The sequence below is a fragment of the Pseudomonas sp. PS01303 genome (assembly GCF_029959385.1).
Taxonomy (GTDB): Bacteria; Pseudomonadota; Gammaproteobacteria; order Pseudomonadales; family Pseudomonadaceae; genus Aquipseudomonas; species Aquipseudomonas rustica.
The window spans coordinates 1-5,544 of sequence record NZ_JASCPK010000232.1 but is presented as its reverse complement, the minus strand read 5'-3'; the positions used below and the strand labels follow the sequence as shown (position 1 = coordinate 5,544).

General features: G+C 59.2%; 5 protein-coding genes. 1 reads left to right on the top strand and 4 read right to left on the bottom strand.

Going from position 1 to position 5,544, the window contains the following annotated elements:
- Positions 1 to 83: 83 nt before the first annotated feature.
- Together QMX93_RS29475 and ilvA are read right to left on the bottom strand one after the other, a co-directional pair.
- Positions 84 to 509: a DUF2269 domain-containing protein gene (locus QMX93_RS29475; RefSeq protein ID WP_282359078.1), complete on the bottom strand. Its 426-nt coding sequence runs from the start codon at positions 507 to 509 to the stop codon at positions 84 to 86.
- Between the two features lie 39 nt (positions 510 to 548).
- Positions 549 to 2,063 carry a threonine ammonia-lyase, biosynthetic gene (gene ilvA, locus QMX93_RS29470; protein WP_212545109.1) on the bottom strand — a complete coding sequence of 505 codons (1,515 nt, stop codon included), beginning with the start codon at positions 2,061 to 2,063 and terminating at the stop codon, positions 549 to 551.
- A 319-nt stretch (positions 2,064 to 2,382) separates the two neighbouring features.
- On the opposite strand from ilvA, the gene rpiA reads away from it, so the two are divergent.
- Positions 2,383 to 3,057, top strand: coding sequence for a ribose-5-phosphate isomerase RpiA (gene rpiA / locus QMX93_RS29465; RefSeq protein ID WP_007913886.1), 675 nt, complete (start codon positions 2,383 to 2,385; stop codon positions 3,055 to 3,057).
- A 177-nt stretch (positions 3,058 to 3,234) separates the two neighbouring features.
- On the opposite strand, the gene QMX93_RS29460 is transcribed toward rpiA, so the two are convergent.
- Entirely contained in the window at positions 3,235 to 4,152 is a 918-nt protein-coding gene (locus QMX93_RS29460) for an SdiA-regulated domain-containing protein (protein WP_159811915.1), read from the bottom strand.
- A 218-nt stretch (positions 4,153 to 4,370) separates the two neighbouring features.
- Positions 4,371 to 5,294, bottom strand: a complete 924-nt coding sequence (locus QMX93_RS29455) for an SdiA-regulated domain-containing protein (RefSeq protein WP_282359077.1) — start codon at positions 5,292 to 5,294, stop codon at positions 4,371 to 4,373.
- Positions 5,295 to 5,544 lie beyond the last annotated feature (250 nt).

The window sequence follows — 5,544 nt, the reverse complement described above, 5'->3', positions numbered from 1 at the left end:
GGCAAGCCTTGCTCCTACAGGGATCAACACCGCCCTTGTAGGAGCAAGGCTTGCCCGCGAAGGGGTCGACTCGGTCTCAAGCCCTAAACAGGTTTTGCGCCCATCAACCCGGCAATCGCCACAAAACACACGAAACTGAACAACGCCAAAGCAAAGCTGAACCGCCCCACCCCGCCCGGCACCTTGCGCAACCGATTCAAACGCACAAGCAACCACAACCACGCCAACGCCGCCACGGTGTACAGCACGCTCGACGCCAGAATCCACGTCTGCCCCAGCGGCCAGCCCACCAGATGCACCATCCACCAACCGGTGAATGGCATGCTCAGCAGCGCCAGGCCCATCAGCAGCCAGACAAACACCCGTGGCCGCTGCAACGTGCGGCTGCCCGCCGTCACATCACCTTTGCGCTTGGCCAGAAACACCCAGATCGCCAGACCCAGCGCGCTGGCCAGCAAAACCACGGTGGCGACCACGTGAGCCATTTTCAGGGCCGTTAACGTTTCCATTGTCAAAATTCCTTATTGCTTGCCCATCAGCGTAGCCGCTCAGCCGAGAAACAGCTGATAGGCCGGGTTCTCGCTTTCATCCCAGTATGGGTAACCAATCTCTTCCAGCGCTGCCGGCACCAGATGGCGCTCGTCGTGCGGCACTTGCAGGCCGGCGACCACACGGCCATCAGCAGCGCCGTGGTTGCGGTAGTGGAACATCGAGATGTTCCAGCGCCCGCCGAGCTTATTAAGGAAGTTGAACAGCGCACCAGGACGCTCCGGGAATTCGAAGCGGAACACCACTTCATCAATCACGTGCGCCGCGTGCCCGCCAACCATGTGGCGGATGTGCAGCTTGGCCAGTTCGTTGTCGGTCAGATCAGTGACCGGGAAACCTTGCTCGGTCAGGCTCGCCAGCAGTGCGCTGCGCGGATCGTTTTCCGGGTGGGTCTGCACGCCAACGAAAATGTGCGCTTCGCTGCCGGTGTTGTAGCGGTAGTTGAATTCGGTGATCTGGCGCTTGCCGATGGCTTCGCAGAAGTTTTTGAAGCTGCCGGCCTTCTCGGGGATGGTCACGGCGATGATCGCTTCGCGGCCTTCACCCAGTTCGGCGCGCTCGGCGACGTGGCGCAAGCGGTCGAAGTTGACGTTGGCGCCGGAATCGATGGCGACAAAAGTCTGGCCGCTGACACCGCGTTGTTCGACGTACTTCTTGATCCCGGCCACACCCAAGGCGCCGGCAGGTTCGGTGATCGAGCGGGTATCGTCGTAGATATCCTTGATTGCCGCACAGATCTCGTCAGTGCTGACGGTGATCACTTCATCGACGTAGTCTTTGCAGATGTCGAAGGTGTGCTGGCCGATCTGCGCCACCGCCACGCCGTCGGCGAAGATACCCACGGTTGGCAGAACGACGCGCTCACCGGCAGCCATCGCGGCCTGCAGGCAGTTGGAGTCGTCCGGCTCGACGCCGATGACTTTGATGTCCGGACGCAGGTATTTCACGTACGCGGCGATACCGGCGATCAGACCGCCGCCACCAACCGGGACAAAAATCGCGTCCAGCGGCTGCGGGTGCTGGCGCAGAATTTCCATCGCGACCGTGCCCTGCCCGGCGATGGTGTGCGGATCGTCGTACGGGTGAATGTAGACGTAGCCTTTTTCATCGACCAGTTTCAGCGAGTAGGCCAGGGCTTCCGGGAACGAATCACCGTGCAGTACCACTTTTCCGCCACGCGAACGCACGCCTTCGACCTTGATTTCCGGAGTGGTCTTAGGCATGACGATGGTCGCTTTTACGCCCAGCACTTTCGCCGCCAGGGCCAGGCCCTGCGCATGGTTGCCCGCCGACGCGGTGACCACGCCACGGGCGCGCTCTTCTTCGGTCAACTGAGTCAACTTGTTGTAGGCGCCGCGAATCTTGAACGAGAACACCGGCTGCAAGTCTTCGCGCTTGAGCCAAATGTCATTGCCCAGCCGCTCGGAGAGCTGGCGAGCGTTCTGCAGCGGGGTTTCTACGGCAACGTCATAAACGCGCGAGGTGAGGATCTTTTTGACGTACTGTTCGAGCATCGGAAAGCATCACTGAGCGGGTTGGGCAGGGCCAAGGAGTCTAACCCGGCTTTTGCCCGGGCGACCACACTAAACAGGTGGTTTTAAGGTCTGGAAACCCATTCTTGAGTGAGCACCATTGTGGCGAGGGGATTTATCCCCGATGGAGTGCGAAGCGCTCCCCGACATTCTTTCAGAAATACCGCGTTCTCAGGTTTTACGACGACTGCGTCGCCGGTCGGGGATAAATCCCCTCACCACAGGGTGTTTCCCCCTGCACCGCCGCGAAGCCTATAATGCCGGCCTTTCCGTTCTCACCTTGCCCGCTTCCGGAGCCCGCATGACCCAGGATCAACTCAAACAGGCAGTGGCTCAGGCCGCCGTCGACTTCATCCTTCCGAAACTCGACGACAAGAGCATCGTTGGGGTCGGCACCGGCTCCACCGCCAACTGCTTCATCGACGCCCTGGCCCAGCACAAGGGCGCGTTCGATGGCGCGGTCGCCAGTTCCGAAGCAACCGCCGCGCGCCTCAAGGGCCACGGGATTCCGGTGTATGAGCTGAACACCGTCAGCGATCTGGAGTTCTACGTTGATGGCGCCGATGAAAGCGACGCGCACCTGAACCTGATCAAGGGCGGCGGCGCAGCTCTGACCCGCGAGAAGATCGTTGCGGCCGTGGCCAAGACCTTCATCTGCATCGCCGACGCCAGCAAACTGGTGCCGGTGCTAGGCGAATTTCCGCTGCCAGTCGAAGTGATCCCGATGGCCCGCAGCCACGTTGCCCGCCAACTGGTGAAACTGGGCGGCGACCCGGTGTACCGCGAAGGCGTGCTGACCGATAACGGCAACATCATTCTGGATGTGTTCAACCTGCAGATCACCAACCCGGTGGAGCTGGAAGCGCAGATCAATGCGATTGTTGGCGTGGTGACTAACGGCTTGTTCGCGGCACGTCCGGCTGATTTGTTGTTGCTGGGTACATCTGAGGGCGTGAAAACCCTTAAAGCTGAGTAATCAGCCCGCCCACGATTTTGTGGGCGGATGGAAACCTGTGGGAGCTAACTTTGTGGTGAGGGGATTTATCCCCGATGGGCTGCGTAGCAGTCCTGCTTTTTGGGGCCGCTGCGCGACCCATCGGGGATAAATCCCCTCACCACAAAAGCTCGCTCCCACAGTGTTTTGTGGTGTTGGTTAGTTCGGCGTTGGTTTTTTGAAGACGTAAAACAGGTTCGGCTCGCTCACCATGTACAGCGTGCCATCGTCATCCATCGCAATGCCTTCCGCCTGCGGCACGGTTTTCTTCAAACCCTGACGCCCGCCACTGATGGACATCGTGCTCAACGGCCGCCCATCGACGTCTAGCTCCAGAATCAACCGCGACTCATCCGACAGTGCCAGCAAGTGGCCGCTGCGTTCGTCGTACTGCAAACTCGACAGATCACGCACAAACATCCCGGCATCGCGCTTGGGGTTGTTGATCACGTGCACCGCGTAGGATTTTTCCGGGTTGAAGTGCGGAAAACCATGCACTTCGTAGATCAGCATCGGATCGCGCTCTTTCGCCACGAACAGGCGCTTGCCCACCGAGTCGTAAGCCAGACCTTCAAAACCCTTGTTGCCGCTCATGTGCACGCCAAGGGTCATCTGCTCGGCATCCGCCGCATCGAGGAACGTGGTGCCCTCTTCCAGATGAATCTTGATCAGCCGCTGTTCACGCTCGTCGGTGATCACGTAGGTGTCGGCGCTGATGAACTCGACGGCCTCCGCATCGCCAAAACCGATCAGCGAGATGCGCCGCAGGATCTTGCCTTCCAGCGACAGCTCAACCAGCTCGGCATTTTTGTTGGTCACGGTGAACAGGCTTTTGCGCACCGGATCGAAGGTCAGCGCTGACACATCGTCGTCCAGACCGTCGATAACTCGTGCTTCAATCTCCACACGGTATTGATCCAGACCAATGGATTCAGTGCTCTGCGGTTGCCACAGCGTGTGCAGGTTGAACCAGGCACGCTCGAACAGGCGCAGGTATTGGCCGATCGCAATCAACGCGATCAGCGCAATCACCGAGACGATGATGACCAGAGGTTTGGGACGGGCAAGTCGACGCATTCGGGCGGGCTCGGAATCAAAACAGGCGGATGAAATATCACGCCCGTCTGAACTGAAGCTTAATGGCCACTTGCCTCAAACCACAAGACAACCCTGTATTTGATCGTTCCCACGCTCTGCGTGGGAATGCCGCCGGGGACGCTCTGCGTCCGACAGTCAAAAGATCGTCCGAACGCGGCCCGAACCTTCGGCAGCTCCTACAGGATTCGATGAGGCTGTTATTTCTGTTTTTCGAAGCGGTAGAACAGGTTTGGCTCACTGACCATGTACAGCGTGCCCGCCTCGTCCATGGTCACGCCTTCGGCGCGCGGGATGGTTTTTTTGATGCCGTTGAAGCCGCCGAGCAAGGTCATGAAGCTGACTTGATCGCCCTTCTCATCCAGCTCCAGCAATAGATGCGAATCAGCGGACAGCACCAATGTGTGGCCGGTGCGCGGATCCACCGCCAGCGCCGAGAGGTTGCGGATGTCCAGTTCATCGCTGGCGAGTTTTTGCTTGTCGCCCGTCAGCGTCTGGGTGCCGTCGCTTTTCCAGGTGAACAGCGCCGGTGGCCGCTCTTCGCCCAGTAGCAGTTGCTGATTGCGCGGATCCCAGGCAATCGCTTCGAAGGCTTTGTTCTGGTCTTTCGAGGGGCCGAGGTCGTATTTGGGGAAGTCGGCGATGTTCAGTTCGCGGGTGTCGGCGTCGACTTTGACGATGGAGAGTATGTGCTCGCGCTCATCGACGATGGCCATCAGGCCGTTTTCCATCACGGTCAGGCCTTCCGGATTGCTCCAGCCCTTGAGCGGCATTTTGCGCAGGACGTCACCTTGCAGGCTCAGCTCGGCGAGGAATGGATTTTTGCCCATTACCGAAAACAGGGTTTTGGTCTGCGGGTTATAGGACAGATCGGAGGCTTCGTCTTTCTCCATGCCCGGCAGCAACTTCGCGTCTATCACTGCGTGGTAGTCCGGCAACCAGACGCTTTCCTTTTGCTCGGTCGGGCTCTCGAAACGCTCCAGCACCCACAGCACGCCACGGTCATCCCAATGCATGGCGAACGCCAGGCCATAGGCGGCGGCAAGGGCCAGCGCCAGCCAGGTATACCAACGCAGGGCAAAACGTGAACGGCGGACGGATTTGAGCTGAGTTTGAGATGACATCGAGGGACGCGTTCCGAAAATTCAGGCTATGGGTAATAGCACAAAGAGGCCGGCTCAGACGCCAGATTTTCCGGAATTATCCAGACAGGATGTGAAAAAAACGGCAAATGGCGGGATTGCCGTGTGGGTTTGTGGGCCAAGACACAAAAATACCTGCCAGGCCTCTGTGGCGAGGGGATTTATCCCCGTTGGGTCGCGCAGCGGCCCCAAAGATCTTGGGACTGCTGCGCAGTCCAACGGGGATAAATCC

Excerpts from the sequence above, each read along its gene's own strand:
- QMX93_RS29475 (WP_282359078.1), bottom strand. The coding sequence starts at position 509 with ATGGAAACGTTAACGGCCCTGAAAATGGCTCACGTGGTCGCCACCGTG.
- ilvA (WP_212545109.1), bottom strand. The coding sequence starts at position 2,063 with ATGCTCGAACAGTACGTCAAAAAGATCCTCACCTCGCGCGTTTATGAC.
- rpiA (WP_007913886.1), top strand. The coding sequence starts at position 2,383 with ATGACCCAGGATCAACTCAAACAGGCAGTGGCTCAGGCCGCCGTCGAC.
- QMX93_RS29460 (WP_159811915.1), bottom strand. The coding sequence starts at position 4,152 with ATGCGTCGACTTGCCCGTCCCAAACCTCTGGTCATCATCGTCTCGGTG.
- QMX93_RS29455 (WP_282359077.1), bottom strand. The coding sequence starts at position 5,294 with ATGTCATCTCAAACTCAGCTCAAATCCGTCCGCCGTTCACGTTTTGCC.